Source organism: Phytohabitans sp. LZ39, from assembly GCF_059359075.1.
This window is the reverse complement of sequence record NZ_JCADBM010000008.1, coordinates 204,188-220,510: the sequence shown is the minus strand read 5'-3', so window position 1 is coordinate 220,510 and position 16,323 is coordinate 204,188. Positions and strand designations below refer to the sequence as shown.

At 72.4% G+C, this 16,323-nt stretch carries 15 protein-coding genes and 1 pseudogene; 7 read left to right on the top strand and 9 right to left on the bottom strand.

The window, feature by feature from the left end; all coding sequences use genetic code 11:
- Window positions 1-60: 60 nt before the first annotated feature.
- Window positions 61-861 (bottom strand): SDR family oxidoreductase, encoded by an 801-nt coding sequence (locus AC5L36_RS18110; protein WP_441217466.1) that lies wholly within the window; start codon window positions 859-861, stop codon window positions 61-63.
- A gap of 183 nt (window positions 862-1,044) precedes the next feature.
- On the opposite strand from AC5L36_RS18110, the pseudogene AC5L36_RS18105 reads away from it, so the two are divergent.
- From AC5L36_RS18105 to AC5L36_RS18090, 4 genes and pseudogenes are all read left to right on the top strand, one after another.
- Window positions 1,045-1,713, top strand: a pseudogene (locus AC5L36_RS18105) (DivIVA domain-containing protein); the annotation flags it as partial.
- A gap of 89 nt (window positions 1,714-1,802) precedes the next feature.
- Window positions 1,803-2,279, top strand: coding sequence for a VOC family protein (locus AC5L36_RS18100; RefSeq protein WP_441217464.1), 477 nt, complete (start codon window positions 1,803-1,805; stop codon window positions 2,277-2,279).
- 2 nt (window positions 2,280-2,281) lie between these two features.
- Window positions 2,282-2,626, top strand: coding sequence for a YciI family protein (locus tag AC5L36_RS18095; RefSeq protein ID WP_441217462.1), 345 nt, complete (start codon window positions 2,282-2,284; stop codon window positions 2,624-2,626).
- Window positions 2,623-3,819 carry an RNA polymerase sigma factor gene (locus AC5L36_RS18090; protein ID WP_441217460.1) on the top strand — a complete coding sequence of 399 codons (1,197 nt, stop codon included), beginning with the start codon at window positions 2,623-2,625 and terminating at the stop codon, window positions 3,817-3,819. The genes AC5L36_RS18095 and AC5L36_RS18090 overlap by 4 nt, the downstream gene beginning before the upstream one ends.
- A gap of 410 nt (window positions 3,820-4,229) precedes the next feature.
- On the opposite strand, the gene AC5L36_RS18085 is transcribed toward AC5L36_RS18090, so the two are convergent.
- The 5 genes from AC5L36_RS18085 to AC5L36_RS18065 are packed head-to-tail and all read right to left on the bottom strand — an operon-like array spanning window position 4,230 to window position 8,330.
- Window positions 4,230-4,970 carry an SDR family oxidoreductase gene (locus AC5L36_RS18085; RefSeq protein WP_441217458.1) on the bottom strand — a complete coding sequence of 247 codons (741 nt, stop codon included), beginning with the start codon at window positions 4,968-4,970 and terminating at the stop codon, window positions 4,230-4,232.
- Window positions 4,967-5,569, bottom strand: a complete 603-nt coding sequence (locus AC5L36_RS18080; protein ID WP_441217456.1) for a DUF305 domain-containing protein — start codon at window positions 5,567-5,569, stop codon at window positions 4,967-4,969. The genes AC5L36_RS18085 and AC5L36_RS18080 overlap by 4 nt, the downstream gene beginning before the upstream one ends.
- 1 nt (window position 5,570) lies before the next feature.
- Window positions 5,571-6,329: a lytic polysaccharide monooxygenase gene (locus AC5L36_RS18075; RefSeq protein ID WP_441217454.1), complete on the bottom strand. Its 759-nt coding sequence runs from the start codon at window positions 6,327-6,329 to the stop codon at window positions 5,571-5,573.
- 46 nt (window positions 6,330-6,375) lie between these two features.
- A complete protein-coding gene (locus AC5L36_RS18070) occupies window positions 6,376-7,650 on the bottom strand; it encodes a sensor histidine kinase (protein ID WP_441217452.1) in 1,275 nt (424 codons plus the stop codon).
- The gene (locus AC5L36_RS18065) at window positions 7,647-8,330 is read right to left on the bottom strand and encodes a response regulator transcription factor (protein WP_441217450.1); all 684 of its coding nucleotides are present in this window, start codon (window positions 8,328-8,330) and stop codon (window positions 7,647-7,649) included. The genes AC5L36_RS18070 and AC5L36_RS18065 overlap by 4 nt, the downstream gene beginning before the upstream one ends.
- Window positions 8,331-8,401: 71 nt before the next feature.
- On the opposite strand from AC5L36_RS18065, the gene AC5L36_RS18060 reads away from it, so the two are divergent.
- Both AC5L36_RS18060 and AC5L36_RS18055 read left to right on the top strand, forming a co-directional pair.
- The gene (locus tag AC5L36_RS18060) at window positions 8,402-8,935 is read left to right on the top strand and encodes a DNA mismatch repair protein MutL (protein WP_441217449.1); all 534 of its coding nucleotides are present in this window, start codon (window positions 8,402-8,404) and stop codon (window positions 8,933-8,935) included.
- A 47-nt stretch (window positions 8,936-8,982) separates the two neighbouring features.
- Window positions 8,983-9,486, top strand: coding sequence for a hypothetical protein (locus AC5L36_RS18055; protein ID WP_441217447.1), 504 nt, complete (start codon window positions 8,983-8,985; stop codon window positions 9,484-9,486).
- Between the two features lie 1,058 nt (window positions 9,487-10,544).
- Here the strand turns inward: AC5L36_RS18055 and AC5L36_RS18050 are convergent.
- The gene (locus AC5L36_RS18050; protein WP_441217445.1) at window positions 10,545-11,231 is read right to left on the bottom strand and encodes a sulfotransferase domain-containing protein; all 687 of its coding nucleotides are present in this window, start codon (window positions 11,229-11,231) and stop codon (window positions 10,545-10,547) included.
- Window positions 11,232-11,323: 92 nt separating this feature from the next.
- Between AC5L36_RS18050 and htpG the strand changes: the two genes are divergently transcribed.
- A complete protein-coding gene (gene htpG, locus AC5L36_RS18045; RefSeq protein WP_441217443.1) occupies window positions 11,324-13,171 on the top strand; it encodes a molecular chaperone HtpG in 1,848 nt (615 codons plus the stop codon).
- Between the two features lie 366 nt (window positions 13,172-13,537).
- Here htpG and AC5L36_RS18040 read toward each other — a convergent pair whose 3' ends face one another.
- Window positions 13,538-14,575: a WD40 repeat domain-containing protein gene (locus AC5L36_RS18040; protein WP_441217441.1), complete on the bottom strand. Its 1,038-nt coding sequence runs from the start codon at window positions 14,573-14,575 to the stop codon at window positions 13,538-13,540.
- A 65-nt stretch (window positions 14,576-14,640) separates the two neighbouring features.
- A complete protein-coding gene (gene atzF / locus AC5L36_RS18035; RefSeq protein WP_441217439.1) occupies window positions 14,641-16,269 on the bottom strand; it encodes an allophanate hydrolase in 1,629 nt (542 codons plus the stop codon).
- Between the last annotated feature and the right edge of the window lie 54 nt (window positions 16,270-16,323).

Below are 16,323 nucleotides of genomic sequence, written 5' to 3'. Positions count from 1 at the left end.
AAAGAATAGAAAGTCAGATGCCTTTCAAAGGCGGTGCCGGCGTCACACCTACCTCGGCGTTCAGCGGAGGTGGATGACGTTGCCGGTGATGAGGCGGGCGGCGTCGGAGACCAGGTAGGCGATCACCTCGGCGACCTCGGCCGCGGCGGCTACGTGAACCAGGTGGGAGCTGTCCGCGACCCCCTGGCGGATCGAGTCGGTGACCCAGCCCGTGTCGGTGACCGGGGGGTGGACCATGTTGGCGGTGATGCCCAGCGGGGCTAGCTCGATCGCCGCGGACATCGTGTAGTTGTTCTGGGCCGCCTTCGCCGCGCCGTAGGAGACCTCGGTCGGAAAGCCGAGGTCGCCGCCCGAGGTCAGGCCGACGATGCGGCCCCAGGTGGCGCCGCGGGCGGCGTGGCGGCGGGCCAGTTCGCCGATGAGCAGGGCGGGTGCCATCGCGTCCACGGTGAACTGCTGGGACCAGGTCGCCGCGCTGACCTGGTGGAGCGCGCGGCCGTGGTGGTCGGTGTCGGCGGGGCTGAACGTGTCCTGGATCCAGCCGGTCGCGTTGTTGACCAGGATGTCGACCGGGCCCAGGCGTTCCTCGGCGATGTCGAAGAGGCGGGCGGGCGTGGCCGGGTCGGTGAGGTCGGCCTCGACGGCGACGGCGCGGCCGCCGGCGGCCGCGATCTCGGTGACCACGTGGTGGGCGTCGCGCAGGCGGCTGTCGCGGTAGGCCTGCGGGACCGCGGGGTCTTCGGCGTCGCGGACGCGCCAGTACGCGCACAGCACCGCCGTGCCGGTGGCGGCGAGGGCGGCGGCCGTAGCGGCGCCGATGCCGTGGTTGGCGCCCGTGACAATGGCGACGTGTCCGCTCATGTCGGGCAGTCTCCCGGCGGGTCGCCACCCGCGCAACGCGGTTTCACCTGGCCAGCGCCGGCCGACCCGCGCCGCGCACCGCCCGTGCGTTCCCGCCCGGTGGAGGTTGGTACTGTCGGATGCCAGCCGACCTTCGTTGGCCCGGTCGCTGCACGGGCGGCACGTGATTTTGGGGAGTTTCGGATGCCGCTCACGCCGGCCGATGTGCACAACGTGGCCTTCAAGAAGCCGCCGATCGGCAAGCGCGGTTTCGACGAGGAAGAGGTCGACGCGTTCCTCGACGAGGTCGAGCAGGAGCTGGCCCGCCTGATCGAGGAAAACAACGAGCTGCGTGCCCAGCTGGAGCGGGGTGGTGGCGGCCGGGTCGAGGCCGCGCCCGACCGGTGGCTCGACGCCGAGATCAACGACGTGCGGGCGCAGCTCGACCGGGCCCAGCGGGACCGCGCGGCCGCCGAGCAAAACGCCCGTACCGTGCAAATCGAGCTGGAGCGGGCCCACTCGCAGGGTGCGCCGGCCGGCGGTGGCGACGGCGAAGAGCAGGCCACACGGGTGTTGATGATGGCCCAGCGCACGGCCGACGACCACGTCGGCGACGCCCGGCGCGAGGCCGACAGCCTGCTGTCCGACGCCCGTTCGCGGGCGGCCGAGGTCACCACCGAGGCGCGCGAGTCGGCCGACGCGCTGGAGCGTGACGCGCGCCAGCGGCACCAGGAGGCGATGGGCGGGCTCGACGCCAAGCGGACCGCCGCGCTGCGGCACATCGAGGAGCTGGAGCAGTTCGAGCGGCAGTACCGCCAGCGCCTCACCGCCTACATCGAGAGCCAGCTCCGCGACCACGGCGGCCGGGAGCAGGTCGAGGCGTAAATCTTCCGGCGTGTGTCGGAAACGCGGGTCCGCCGGTCGTCTTTGGGATAAGGACGACTTACGAGGAGGACCAGCGGATGTCAGAGCAGACGAAGCCCAACCCCATCCCGGACAGGTACCGGCGGATCACCCCGTGCCTGATCGTCGAGGGTGCCGGTAAGGCGATCGACTTCTACCGCGAGGTGTTCGGGGCGACCGAGCGGATGCGGTTCGACGGCCCGGGCGGCAGCGTCGCGCACGCCGAGATCGAGATCGGCGACTCGGTCGTCATCGTCGAGGACGCCTCGCCGTACCTGGGCACCAGCGCACCACCCGCCGGCGGGCTGGCCGGGACGCCGGTGTTCCAGTTCGTCTACGTGGCGGACGTCGACGCGACCGTCGCCCTCGCCGTCGAGCGCGGCGCGCGGCTGAAGCGGGCGCCGGCGGACCAGTTCTACGGCGACCGGGACGCGTTCGTGATCGACCCGTTCGGGCACGGCTGGACAATCGCCTCCCACGTCGAAGACGTGAGCATGGAGGAGATGGGCCGCCGGATGTCCGAGATGCAGGGGTGAGCATGAAGTACGTGCTGATGTTCGTCGAGACGGAGCAGTTCGCCGCCGACCTCGCCGCGATGGACGACGCCGAGCGGGAGCGCACCTACGGCCGCGTCTGGGAGTGGTTCGCCGAGCACGCCGACCAGATCACGCGCCACGTCCACCTGATGCCGGCCGAGACGGCCACGACCATGCGCCTCGACGGCGGCGCACCGGTGGTCACCGACGGGCCGTTCGTGGAGGGGAAGGAGGTCGTCAGCGGCTTCGCCGAGATCGAGGTCGACGACCTCGACGCCGCGCTCCGGGTGGCTCGGGCCTGGCCGGGCTGCCCGCTCGTGGAGATCCGGCCGGTCGCCTCCACGTGACGGGGGCGCCGGAGGCCGAGCTGGCCCGGGTGGTGCGCGACCACGCGGGCCGGCTGGCCGCCGCGCTCGTCGGGCTCACCGGTGACTTCGCCGCCGCCGAAGACCTCGTCCAGGACGCCGTCGAAGCCGCACTGACCCACTGGTCAGCCGAGGGCATCCCGGACCGGCCGGACGCCTGGCTGTTCACCGTCGCCCGCCGGCGCGGCCTCGACCAGCTCAAGCGGCGGGCCCGCTACCGCGACAAGCTCGCGCTCGTGCAGTGGCCGGTCCAGCCGGCGCCGGACGACCGGCTGCGGCTGCTGTTCACCTGCTGCCACCCGGCGCTGCCGCGTACCGGCCAGATCGCGCTGACCCTCCGGGCCGTCTGCGGCCTCACCACCGCCCAGATCGCCCGCGCCTTCCTCGTCTCCGAGGCCACCGTCGGGCAGCGGATCACGCGCGCCAAACGCAAGATCAGCGAGGCCGGCATCCCGTACCGGATCCCGGACCCGGACGAGCTGGCCGGCCGGCTCTCCGAGGTGCTCGCCGTGATCTACCTGCTCTTCAACGAGGGGTACCTCACGACCGCCGGCGCCGCCTCGCACGACCGCGACCTGGCCGGCGAGGCCGAGTTCCTCGCCGCGCTGCTGCACGACCTGATGCCCACCGAACCCGAGGTCATGGGGCTGCTCGCGCTGATCCGGCTGCACCAGGCGCGCACCGCGGCCCGCTTCGACCCGGCCGGCCGCATCATCCAGATCCAGGACCAGGACCGCCGCTTGTGGGACCAGGTCGCGATCGAGAACGCCGGCCACCTGATCGCCCGCGCCGCCACGCACCGCCGGCCCGGGGCGTACCAGCTACAGGCCGCGATCGTCGCCTGTCACGCCGAGGCCAAGCGGTGGGAGGACACCGACTGGCCGCAGATCCTCGTCCTGTACACCATGTTGCTGTGCGTGCAGCCCACGCCGGTCACCCGGCTGCACCGCGCCATCGCCCTGCGCTACGCCGAGAGCCCGCACGCCGCGCTGGCCGAGCTCGACGAGCTGGCCGGAGCGCTGGACGGCTACCACCTCTTCCACGCCACCAGCGCGGAGCTGCTGCGCGCCACCGGCCAGCCGGACGCCGCCCGCACCGCCGACGAACGGGCCCTCGCCCTGGCGGCCAACCCCGCCGAGATCGACCTGCTCCGCCACCGCCTGCGGTGGCGATAAAGGGCTGGGCGCCCCGTACGCCCACCGCCATGACGTCTTTTTTCTCTTGTCGGCGGCGACAGCGTCGAGCGGCCTTTGTCGCCGCCAGTAGCCACCGAGACGGCATCCGCGGCGCGAGCTTCGAGATCTAGAACGGTTAGGGCGCTATATCAGCCCTAACCGTTCTAGATCTGAAAGCACCTGTCCAGGCCGGCGACGCTGTGTCACCAAGCGGCGCGGCGACCACCACACCGACCCTGCGGGCTTGCGGCGCGGGCCTGGCAGCGCGGGTCGGGGATCTCGGCGAGCCCTGGCGAGCCGCCGACCCACGCGTACTCCGGCGGGAGCAGCGGCCCGCAGCTGACACGAACCCGGGCAAACTCAAGATCGAGGCACACCACGACCGGCGCCACCCTGACCCCGAAAGGCCTCTAGACGATGCCGCCGTTCGCGCGCAGCACCTGGCCGTTGACCCAGCGGGCGGCCGGGCCGGCGAGAAACGTGACGATGTCGGCGATGTCCTCGGGCGCGCCGAGCCGTTGCAGCGGCGGCCGGGCGGCGAGCAGCGCGATCGTCTCGTCGTCCTTGCCGTCGAAGAACAGGTCGGTGGCGGTCGGGCCGGGCGCGACGGCGTTCACGGTGACGTCCCGGCCGCGCAGCTCGCGGGCGAGGATCAGGGTGATCGCCTCGACCGCCGCCTTGCTGGCCGCGTACGCGCCGTGCCCCTCCGGAGCGAGCCCCACGTCCGAGGAGGAGAAGTTGATGATCGCGCCACCCGCGCGCACCCGGCGGGCGGCCTGCTGGTTGACGACGAACGTGCCCCGGATGTTCACCCGGTGCAGATCGTCCAGTTCGGACAGGTCGAGGTCCGCGATCGGCGACACGGCGGTGCGGGCGGCCGCGTGCACCACCACGTCCACACCGCCGAACGCCCGCTCGGCGCGCTCGAACAGAGCGGCCACGGCGGCCTCGTCGGCGACGTCGGCCCGTACCGCGATGGCCCTGCGGCCGGCCTCGACGATCTCCTTGACGGCCACAGCGGCCTGGTCCGCGTCGTTGGCGTAGCCGACCACGACCGCGAAACCCTCGGCGGCGAGCCAGCGCACGACCTGCCGCCCGATGCCGCGGGAGCCGCCGGTGACGACGGCTACCCGCGGATTGGACATTCTCATGCGGCGCCTCCGATCAGGCGGAGCAGCCGCGCCACCTGCTCGCCGCGCGACTCCTTGATCCGCTTGGCGAGATCCCGGGTCTGCGGGTTGACCCCGTCGCCGGCCAGGTTGGTCAGCTCGACCGCGCTGTTCTGGTGACCGGTGAGCAGGTTGAGGAACATCGCCTCGAAGTCGGCGTTGGACGTGTTCCGCAGGGCTTGGACCTGTTCGGGGCCGGTGGCCGGGAGGCCGCCGTGGCTGGCGTGCGCCGACATGTCCTGGCTCGCCGCCGTGGCCTCCTTCCAGCCGGCCAGCCACGACTCCATGATCTTGACTTCCTCGCGCTGCGTGGTGTCGATCGCGGCGGCCAGGAGCTTGACCTCCTCGCTCACCGTCCGTTCGGCCGCCAGGCCGGTCAGCTCCAGTCCCTGCCCGTCGTGGGCGATCATCATCTGGAGGAACATCACGTCCGCGGAGTTGTGCTCCGCGTTGGCGGTCGGGACGGTGTCGGCCGCCGCTTGGGCGGCGTTCGCCGGCGGGGCGGCTGGCGGCGGCTCCGTCGAGCAGCCCGCGGCGAGGAGGATGGCGGCGGCAGCGGCCGCGAAGAGAGCGCGCCGCATGTCAGACCGGCAGCCAGAGCGCGAGCGTGAAGGTCGAGGGCTCCCAGCCGGCCAGCGACGTGTGCGACTGGCGGCACCGGTACCGCTTGCCCTGGAACGTGACCTCGTCCCCGATCTTGTACGCGGTGCCGGTAGCCCAGGTGCCGTTGGTGTTGTCGCCGGGCGGGGCCGCGGTCGTCGGCGGGGGAGTGGCCGGCTTCGTCGCGGGCGGAGGAGTGGTGGCCGGCGGGTTCCCCGGGGAGCCGCCGCCGCCCACGTTGAGGTCGACGCAGCTGTAGAACGCCATCGGGGTGTCGCCGATGTTCCACACCGCGAGCACCGTGCGCCGCCCCGGGAACTTGGAGAGGTCGATCTGGTGCGACACGACCGCCTCCGGCTGCTGGTTGCCGCCGTCGACGGTGTCCACCCGCGTGTCGCCGACGAAGTACTCCCAGTTGGAGGTGCGGTGGCGGGCGGTGAAGACCCACGTGAACGTCACCGTCGAGCCCACGGCGCGGGCCGGCCAGGCGCGGCTGTTGTCGTTGAGCACGGCGAACTGGGCCAGGCCGCCGTCGCAGCTGCGCAGCCCCTTCGGGCCCTCCACGCTCTGCGGCTCGAACTGGATCGGTCCACAGTCGGCCACGGCGCGTGACGCGCAGAGCGCCTGGCGGCTGGGTGGGGCGGAGACGTAACCGTGTGCGGACGCGGCGGTGCCGGTCGCGACGAGGCCGGCGGCGGCGGTGCCGGCGATCACCAGGGGATAGACGAGTACCTTACGCATGCCGAGGGACGCTACGGAGAGCGACCATAAACAGACCTTAAACGTCTTATAAATCGCGCGTTGGTAGCAGGAGCGCCACCCGGGCCCCGCCCAGGCGGCCGCGGCCGATGGCGAGGCGGCCACCCGCGGACTGGGCGATGCGGTGGGCGATGTCCAGGCCCAGGCCGGTCGAGCCGCTGCCGCTCACCCCGCGCCGCACCGCCGCGGCCGGGTCCGCGATGCCCGGCCCGGCGTCGTCCACCACCAGGCCGTCGGGCGAGACGTCGACGAGGAACGCCGTCCCTTCTGGAGTGTGCGCGAACACGTTGCCCAGCAAGGCGTCGATGGCCAGGATCAGCTCGCCGCGGGGGAGGGGCACCGGCACCGGGCGGTCGCCACCGACCACTGTGGTCGGTCGGCCCTGGTCCTCGGCGAGCACCGACCAGAAGGCGAGCCGGTCGGCCAGTACCTCGACGAGGTCGGTGGAGTGGTTGGCCCGCGTGCCCGAGCTGAGCCGCGCGCCCGTGATGATGGCCTCGAGCTCGTCGTCGAGCAGGTCGAACGCCTGCGCCATCCGGTCCGCCACCGGCCCGCGGGGCAGCGCCTCCGCGTCCAGGCGCAGCGCGGTCAGCGGGGTACGCAGCCGGTGCGACAGGTCCGCGGCGAGCTCCCGCTCGTTGTCGATGAGCTGGCGCATGTTGTCGGCCATCGTGTTGAACGAGCGTGCCGCGTCGCTCAGCTCCGGCGGGCCGGCCGGCTCCACCCGCACGCTCAGGTCACCGCCGCCGAGGCGGCGCGCGCCCGCGGCGAGCTCGCGGGTGGCGCGCACCAGGCGGGCGCCGAGCCGGTCGGCGACCAATGTGGACCCCGCCACCAGCACCACGGCGAGGCCGGCCAGCGCCAGCCACGCCGGCCAGACACCCCGGTAGATCTGGTCGTCCGGCACGAACACCTCGATGACCGCCGTCCGCCCTCCATCCAGGACACTCGGCTGGAGGTAGGCGAGGCCGCCGTCGTACTCCACGATGGAAGGCCGCCGGGAACGCGACGCCGCGGCGACGTCGGAGGCCGCGGCGCGCGGCGATCCGATGGCGTCGAGGTCCGGCAGGTGCACCGCGAGGCGGCCGTCGCTGCCGGCGGCGGTGCTCGCGACGGCCTGGTCGAGCAGCGCCGGGTCGGTGTCGACGGCGAGCGCGACCACGATGGCGGTGGCCTGCTGCCGCGCGTCGCCGACCGCCCGGTCGTGCGCGATCTGGCGGGTCAGGATGGCCAGCGGCACGAGAAACGCGAGCGCCACCATCGACGTGATGGCCAGCGCGAGGCGGGTGAGGGTCAGCCTCATTCCGGCTCCACCAGCTTGACGCCGACGCCCCGCACCGTGTGCAGGAAGCGGGGCCGCGCGGCCGTCTCGCCGAGCTTGCGGCGCAGCCACGAGATGTGCACGTCGATGGTCTGCTCCTCGCCGATCCGGTCCTGCTGCCACACCTGGGTCAGCAGCTCCCGCCGGCTCACCACCCGGCCGACCCGCCCGGCCAGGTACGCGAGCACGTCGAACTCCCGCCGGGTCAGCCGGATCGGCGCGCCGTCGAGCCGCACCTCCCGCCGCTGCGGGTCGATGACGAGTGAACCCACCGTGATGCTCGCCGCCTCCTCCGCCACCGGCCGGCCGCGCCGCTGCACCGCCGCGATCCGGGCCAGCAGGTGGCCGCCGGAGAAGGGCTTGGTCACGTAGTCGTCCGCGCCCGCGTTCAGCAGGTTGATGATGTCGACCTCGGAACGGCGGGCGGTCGCCACGATCACCGGTACGTCCGAGACGCTCCGCATCATCCGCAGCGCGTCCGCGCCGTCGATGTCCGGCAGGCCGAGGTCGAGGATCACCAGGTCGGGCCGCTCGTCGGCGACGATGCGCAGGGCGTCGACCGCCTGCGCCGCGCCGCGCACCACGTGACCGGCGTCGACGAGCGCGCGGGTGAGCGCCGCCGCGACGATGCGGTCGTCCTCGACCAGCAGGATCATGGCCATGCGGCTCACCATAGGCGCTGGACCGCGCCGCGGTCGCTCCGTGCCCCGCCGCCGGTGGTTCAATGGCCCGCATGCGGTTGCGCGGTTGGGTCCCGGTGCTGGGGTGGTGCGCGGCCACGCTCGCCAGCATCGGCCTGGCGACGGTGGCGCTCCAGCCGGTGCTCCGCACGGCAACGCCCGACCTGGCGTCGGCGCCGCTGAGCGAGCCGCCCGTTTCGGTCACGACCCCACAGCCCTCGCCTTCCTCGTCGCCCTCGCCTTCCTCGTCGCCGTCCCCGTCCCCGACTCGGGCCTCACCACGCCCGACGACCGCCCGCCCCAGCCCGCCGACGGTCGTCGACGGGTGGACGGTGACCACTGACGCGGACGGGCAGACGACGTACACGCGCACGTTTCGCGTCGGCGGCGGCACCGCGGTCGTCCGGATGACGCCCGGCCGGGTACAGCTGGTGACCGCGACCCCCAACCCCGGCTACACGGTCGACACCGTGCAGAACGAGCCGGGCAACCTGGCGATCCAGTTCACCGAGCCCAACCACTACTTCGTGATCCACGCGGTGTGGCAGGGCAAGCCGGTCGCCCGGGTCAGCGAGGTCGGCGGCTGACCGGCGCCAGGCATGACACCCGCGCGCCCGCGCGCTAGCGTGCCGGCATGGAGCACGTGGCGGACGGTGAGAGGGTGGCCGCCTCACTCGGCGAATGGCTGGCCGAGGTGACGTTCGCCGACAAGGACGCGGACGAGGTCACCGCCCTGCTCGTCGACGCCGTGGTCGCGTGGGCGGAGCGCCAGGGCTGGCGTGCCTACCGGCGGGCACCCAGCGTGATGCCGCTGCCGCCCCCGTTCGCACACCGGCACTCCTGGATCGACGTCGGATGCGCCCGGCCCGAAGGCGCCCCGGTCGCGATCGAGGTCGACCGCACCGACCGCCGGCGCACCGTCGACAAGCTCCTGGCCGAGGCGGAGGCCGGCCGGGTCGCGATCTGGGTGCGCTGGGGGAGCGGACCGTTCACGCCGCCGCCGCCACCGGTCGCGATGGTGACCTGCGAGGTGAGCGCCCGCAAGGGGCACTACTCCCGGCTGCCCGTCCGCGAGCTGCCCCCGCCCGCGCACACCACGGGCAGCGTGACAGCCGCCGAGCAGGTCGACCTCTTCTAGCGCGCTTTCGGAGCCGGGGTGGCTTCGACCCCCTATTTAGATTGAGCTACCGCGATGCCCGTCGTGGTCCAGACCGTTGCTCCCGCGGCCTCACCCGTCCGCCGCTGGTCACGCTCACCCCGGCGGCTGCGCCGGGCCCTTACGGCCCGGCCGGGGGCGGGATGCGTTTGCTCTGCTTCCCTGGAGTGGCCACCCCGGTCGGCCCGCCGCCACCCGTGGGAGGCCGTCGGGCTTGGACGCGCATTGCTGCCTTCAGCTCGACAGGCTTCCCGACAGATCAGCCGCAGCAGGTCCGCGAAGGCCGTCATTTGAAGATCGTGGACCGCGGGCCTGGCGGTGGAGGCCGGGGGTTTCGGTGAGCGCTGCGAGCCGCCGGCCGTAGCGGTCTCCGGCGGGAGCGGCGGTCCGCGGCTGGCGCGGATCCGGGAAACCTGTTTCTTGCGGGCCTGATTCCTCAAGTCTCTAGAGGCCTTTCGGAGTCGGGGTGGCTTCGCCCACTGAATCCCTTATTTGGAAAGAGATTTGAGCTACCGCGACGTCCGTCGTGGTCCAGAGCGCTGCTCCCGCGGCCTCACCCGTCCGCCGCTGGTCGCGCTCACCCGTGCGCGCGGCCGGCCGGCAGGAAAGGGGGCGGGGTGACGGAGCTCGCGCCAGGCGGTGGTCGACGTTTGTCCACAATGTCTGTTCCCGGCTCGGCGATCCGGGAAAGCAACGGGGTTGTCGTCGCCGTGTGTAACCGCCACGAGGGTGTGAGCGGCGCGAGGCTCGAGATCTAGGAGAGTTTGGGCGCTATTTCAACCCTAAGTCTCCTAGATCTTGAAGTCTCGTCCCCTTTGGCTGGTTACGTTGCGTCAGGGTGGCGCGGGTGGGGCCGCGCAGACCCGCTCGGGCTTGTCTCGCGGACCTGGCAGTGGACGGCCGGGGATCTCGGTGAGCGCTGCGAGCCGCCGGCCGGGAGCGGTGCCCGCGGGAGCATACGGTCCGCCGCTGACGCGGACGTGGGCAAATATGCCTCGAAGCAACACACGACGAGCGGCGACCCTGACCCCTAAAGGTCTCTAGAGATACCCGAGCAGGCGCAGCGCGGCGGCGTTGTCCTCGCGGGACAGGAAGAGGGTGTGCAGGTGCTCCGGCATCTCGTCGCGGTGGCTGCCGGTGCGCCCGCGCCGGAAGAAGAGGTCGTCCGTGCGCCGCAGCTCGTCGAACGACGGGATCCGCGCGTCGGCGAGCGGCCGCAGGTCGGGCACGAGGGCGGCCAGCGCGCCTTCGACCACCGCTCGCGGCCGGGCGGCCAGCTCCTCGTAGCGCAGCGTCACCCGGTGGGGGGCTTGCGGGCGTACCCAGCTCAGCACGTTGCGTCCCCAGCTGCCGGTGCCGACGGTGTCGCGCCGGTCGATCAGCGCGCGCATCTCGGTCTCGAACCGGTCGGGATCCGCCTCGCTGAGCAGGCGCGCCCAGGAGACCACGGCGTCGCGGCCGTCGCGGACCAGGCAGATCGCGGGGTCGGCCTCGTCGACGTCGGCGTCGCGCTGCCGGTGCGTCTTGACGAAGTAGACCTCGGCCGACGCGCGCATGGCCTCGATCGAAGCCACGGTATCGGTGTATCCGACCAACTCGCGGCCGACCCGCTCGGCTACGCCGTCGACGTCGTAGACCACCGACGTACGCACGCCGAACAGGTGCTTCAGCACTATGCGCAGGAACGTGTTTCCGGAACGGGGGTAGGAGCAGACCCAAACGATCATCGAGGCACCGTAGCGGCCCGGCCTGGAAGGGCACCAGTATTCTCTTTGGCGGCACTCGTACGGCATGAAACACGGCAATGAAAGGGGTCTCGGTGAGCAGGGAAACGCTGGAGTTTCAGGCGGAGACGCGGCAGCTCCTGCATTTGATGGTCCATTCGATCTACTCGAACAAGGACATCTTCCTCCGCGAGCTGATATCCAACGCGTCCGACGCGCTCGACAAGGTGCGGCTCGAGTCGCTGATCGACAAAGATCTGCGCGTCGACACCTCCGACCTGCACATCGCGATCGAGGTCGACAAGGACAAGCGCACGCTGACCGTCCGCGACAACGGTGTCGGCATGACCCATGACGAGGTCGTCTCGCTCATCGGCACGATCGCCAAGTCGGGCACCGCCGAGCTGCTGCGCAAGCTGCGCGAGGCCCCCGACGCGGGCGCGTCGCAGGAGCTGATCGGGCAGTTCGGCGTCGGTTTCTACTCGACCTTCATGGTGGCCGACCGGGTGACCCTGGTGACCCGCAAGGCCGGCGAGAGCCAGGGCACGTTCTGGGAGTCGACCGGCGAGGGCACCTACGAGATCGAGACGCTCGACGAGGCGCCGCAGGGCACGTCCGTCACCCTCCACCTCAAGCCGGAAGACCGCGACGACCAGCTGTTCGACTACACCGCGGAGTGGAAGATCCGCGAGGTCGTCAAGCGATACTCCGACTTCATCGCCTGGCCGATCCGGATGGATGGCGAGGAGCAGCCGCTCAACTCGATGAAGGCGCTCTGGGCGCGGCCCCGCAGCGAGGTCAGCGACGAGGAGTACCACGAGTTCTACAAGCACGTCAGCCACGACTGGACCGATCCGCTCGAGACGATCCACATGAAGGGCGAGGGCACGTTCGAGTACGAGGCGCTGCTCTTCGTGCCGTCCCGCGCGCCCTTCGACCTCTTCGCCCGCGACGGCAAGCGCGGCGTCCAGCTGTACGTCAAGCGCGTGTTCATCATGGACGACTGCGAGGCGCTGATCCCGCGATACCTGCGCTTCGTCAAGGGCGTCGTCGACGCGCACGACCTGTCGCTCAACATCTCCCGCGAGATCCTCCAGCAGGATCGCCACATCCAGGTGGTGCGCCGCCGGCTGGTCAAGAAGGTGCTGTCCACGCTGAAGGACCTCAAGGCCGCCGACGCGGAAAAGTACGGCACGTTCTGGGGCGAGTTCGGCCGGGTGCTCAAAGAGGGCCTGCTCGAAGACCCCGACAACCGCGAGCAGCTGCTCGACCTGACGCTGGTGCCGTCGACCGCCGCCGAGTCGACCTCGCTGCGCGAGTACGTCGAGCGGATGAAGGACGGCCAGAAGGACATCTACTACATGACCGGCGAGTCGCGCGCGATGGTCGAGCACTCGCCACACCTGGAGGCCTTCCTCGCCAAGGGCTACGAGGTGCTCGTCCTGACCGATCCGGTCGACGAGGTGTGGGTCGAGCAGGTGACCGAGTTCGACGGCAAGCCGCTCCAGTCGGTGGCCAAGGGCAAGGTCGACCTCGACGGCGCGGAGCCGCCGGCCGAGCAGGCGGCCGGCTTCGCGGCGCTGCTTTCGTGGCTGGGCGAAAAGCTCCAGGACGACGTGAAGGAGGTGCGCCTCTCGACCCGGCTCACCACCTCGGCCACCTGCATCGTCGGCGACGAGCACGACATCACGCCGACGCTGGAGAAGATGTACCGCGCGATGGGCCAGGAGCTGCCGCGCACCAAGCGGATCCTGGAGCTCAACCCCGACCACCCGCTCGTCACCGGCCTGCGCACCGCGCACGAGTCCAATGCGGACGATCCGGCGCTGGCCGAGGCCGCCGAGCTGCTCTACGGCATGGCGCTGCTCGCCGAGGGGGGCGAGCTGGCCGACCCGCCGAGGTTTACCCGGATCCTGGCCGACCGGCTCGCCAAGTCCCTCTAGCGAGGCGGCTTTACCGGGTGAGCGGCGGCCGAAGGCCGCCGCTCACCCGGGCCGGCGAGGCCGGCCAACATTTGTGGCCACCCTGCCCTGGTTACCCCCGATCAAGGAAACCTTGTCGCAAGGACGCCAGGAGGCTTGTCCCGCAGAGCCGGCAGCGGACGGCCGCCGACCCCTACCTGCGCCGTCCTGACGTAGCGTCACCAGCCCTGGGTCTCGGCGCCGTGCACACCGCCGCAGCGGTTACTCGCGGCAACGAAATCCCCTTTCCCTCCGGTTGCGCGGGGGTGGGCGTGACCAGCGGCGGACGGGTGAGGCCGCGGGTCGCACGGTGCCGGCGCCCGAAAAGCCGCCGAGCACCGTAACCCACTAGCGACCGGGCATCCGCGCCACGTGCACGTCGAAGGCGCTGGGCGCGGTGGTCAGCGCGTAGGTGAACAGGGTCCCGTCCGGGCTGATGTCGCCGGCGAACACGTCCGACGCGAAGTCGTACGTCGCCGCCGGGGTGCCGGTGGACGTGTCGCTGAACGTCAGCGTGCGCCGGGGCGCGACAACGCGGCCGGTGAGCATCCGCGCGCCGTCGTCGGTCACGTCGGACACGGTGTCGTACGGGGCCAGGGTCACGGTGCGCAGTGCCGTGCCGCCGGGCACCGCGACGAGGTGGGCGGTGGTGGGGGCGGCGACCACGAGGGTGGCCGTCCAGATCGCGGTGCTGTCGGGAGACCAGCGGACGAGCAGGCTGCCGTCGCCGGCCGTCGTCACCGCGGCCCAGTCGGCGGTGCGAAACACGCGCACCACGGAGACAAACCGTCCACCCACGACGCGGCGACCGTTCGCGGCGAGGAAGCGGCCGTCCGGCGAGAAGCGTACAGCGGCGGTCGTGGCGTCGGTGGTGAGCAGCGCCACCCGCCCGCCGTCCGCCACGCGGTGCACGTGCACCCGGCCGCCCTGCTCGTAGGAGCGAGCGTCCATCGCGGCAACGAGCCGCCCGTCGGCGGAGAGGTCGAGGCTGGAGAGGTCGCGGGTCGCGGCGGTGGGGACGGCCCGCAGCAGGGCGCCGTCGCTCACCCGGTAGAGGCGGATCGTGCGCACGGGCAGCCCGGACGAGGTGTCGTTGAGCGTGACCGCGACGGTCTGCTTGTCCGCCGACAGCGCGGCGGCGTTGAACTTGTACGGGCTGCTCAGCGCCCGCACCAGCGCGCCACTGCCGGCGCCGCGGATCTCCAGCCGCCCACCGGCCGAGGTGTTGCCGGTGAGGACGACGAGCGCACCGTCCACTGAGAACGATGCCGATGACAGCCCCGGCGCGGACCACACGGCGGTGGGCGCGGCGGCGGCCGCCGGTGTGGAAACGAGCAGCAGGGCGGCGGCCACCACGGCCGCCGTGAACGACCGACGTCCGAACATGCCGCCCATCGTCGTCCCCACCGTCCCACCCCACCACCAGGCGCGGATGACGGGTAAGCCAACAATTAGGCCAGCGCCGCGCGCCACCCGCCGGCCCACGTCACGTCCGTCGCGTCGCGGACGGCGTCTTCCGTGGTCAGGAAGCCGGCCACCGCCGTGCCGTCGTCCAGGCCGACGCGGCCGAGCCCCAGCGCGGCCGGCACCGTGTCGAGCAGCGCGCCGACGGCCTGGTGCGGCACCCGCCACACCTCGACCGCGATGCCCGCCGCCGGCCCGTCGCCGGTGCGCAGCAGGCCGGGGCGGGGCACGCCCGGCCCGTTCAGGCGGTAGAGGCGGTAGCCCGGCGCGGTGCGGGCTCGAAACGCGAGCCGGCCGCCGGCGTCGAGAAGCTGGTGGTTGAGCGGCAGCCCGGAGAGGTGGGCGCCGGCCACGGCGAGCAGCGTCGAGCCGGGTGGGGCCGCCGCCGCCGGCACGGGCTCGCCGCACCACGCGGCCGCGAGGTCGAGCAGCGGCGCGTCGGCGAAGGCCGGCGCCACGAACTGCACGCCGAACGGCAGCCCGTCCGCCCGCTCGCCCGCCGGCACCGCCACCGCGCAGAGGTCGAGCAGGTTGGCGAAGGTCGTGTACGTGCCGAGCCGCGCGTTCACCCCGACCGGGTCGGCGGCAACGTCGGCGAGGCGGGGGTGGCCGGGCGTGGTGGGCAGCATCAGCGCGTCGACGTCGGCCCACACGGCCTCGGTGCGGCGGCGGAGCGCGGCCAGCCGCTCGAAGCCGGCGAAGACGTCCGCGCCCGCGATGTCGCGGCCGCGCAGCACGATCCGCCGCACGGTGGGGTCGAGGTGCGGGCCGTCCGGCTCAAGGTAGCGGCCGACCGCCGCGTACCGCGCGGCCAGCCACGGACCTTCGTACAACAACCGGCCCGCGTCCAGGAACGCGCCGATGTCCACCCGTACCACGTGCGCGGCCACGCCGCGCAGCCGGTCCAGCGCCGCCCGCCAGGCCTCCTGGTGCGGTGGGTCCAGCTCCGTCTCAGCATCTGGTACCGCCACCACGCGCATCCGTCCGGCGATTCCAGCCGGGGCCCGGGGCGGGGTCGGCCGTGACCGGGGGTCGTCCGGGTCCGCCCAGGTGAGCGCGGCGATCGCGGGGCGGGCCGCCGAGACGGTGCGGGTGAACGTGGTGACGCAGTCGAGGTCGGCCACCGCGGGCATCACGCCGGTGTTGGAGACCAGCCCGCGAGTGGGTTTGACGCCCACGATCCCGTTGAACGCGGCCGGCACCCGCCCGGAGCCGGCCGTGTCCGTGGCCAGCGCGAGCGGCACCACGCCGGTGGCCACCGCGACCGCGCTGCCCGAGCTGCTGCCGCCGGAGACGTGCGCGGGGCTGGCGACGCTGTGGCAGGCGCCGTACGGGCTGCGCGTGCCCACCAGCCCGGTCGCGAACTGGTCCATGTTCGTCTTGCCGACCGGCACCGCGCCGGCTTCGAGGAGCAGCCGCACCGCCGCGGCCGAGGAGCCGGCCGGCCGGGCGGCGAGCGCCGGGCACGCGGCGGTGGTGGGGTGGCCGGCCAGGTCGATGTTGTCCTTGATGGCGAAACGCACGCCGGCCAGCGGCGCCTCCGGGTCGGCCCGCGCGCCCGACGCGTCCACTTCGGACGGGTCGAGCTGAAGCGTCCACAGTGGCTGGTCGCTCATGAGACTGTCCCCTGACATGCGCTCCATACGATGCCGAGATCGTTACAGCCTCGT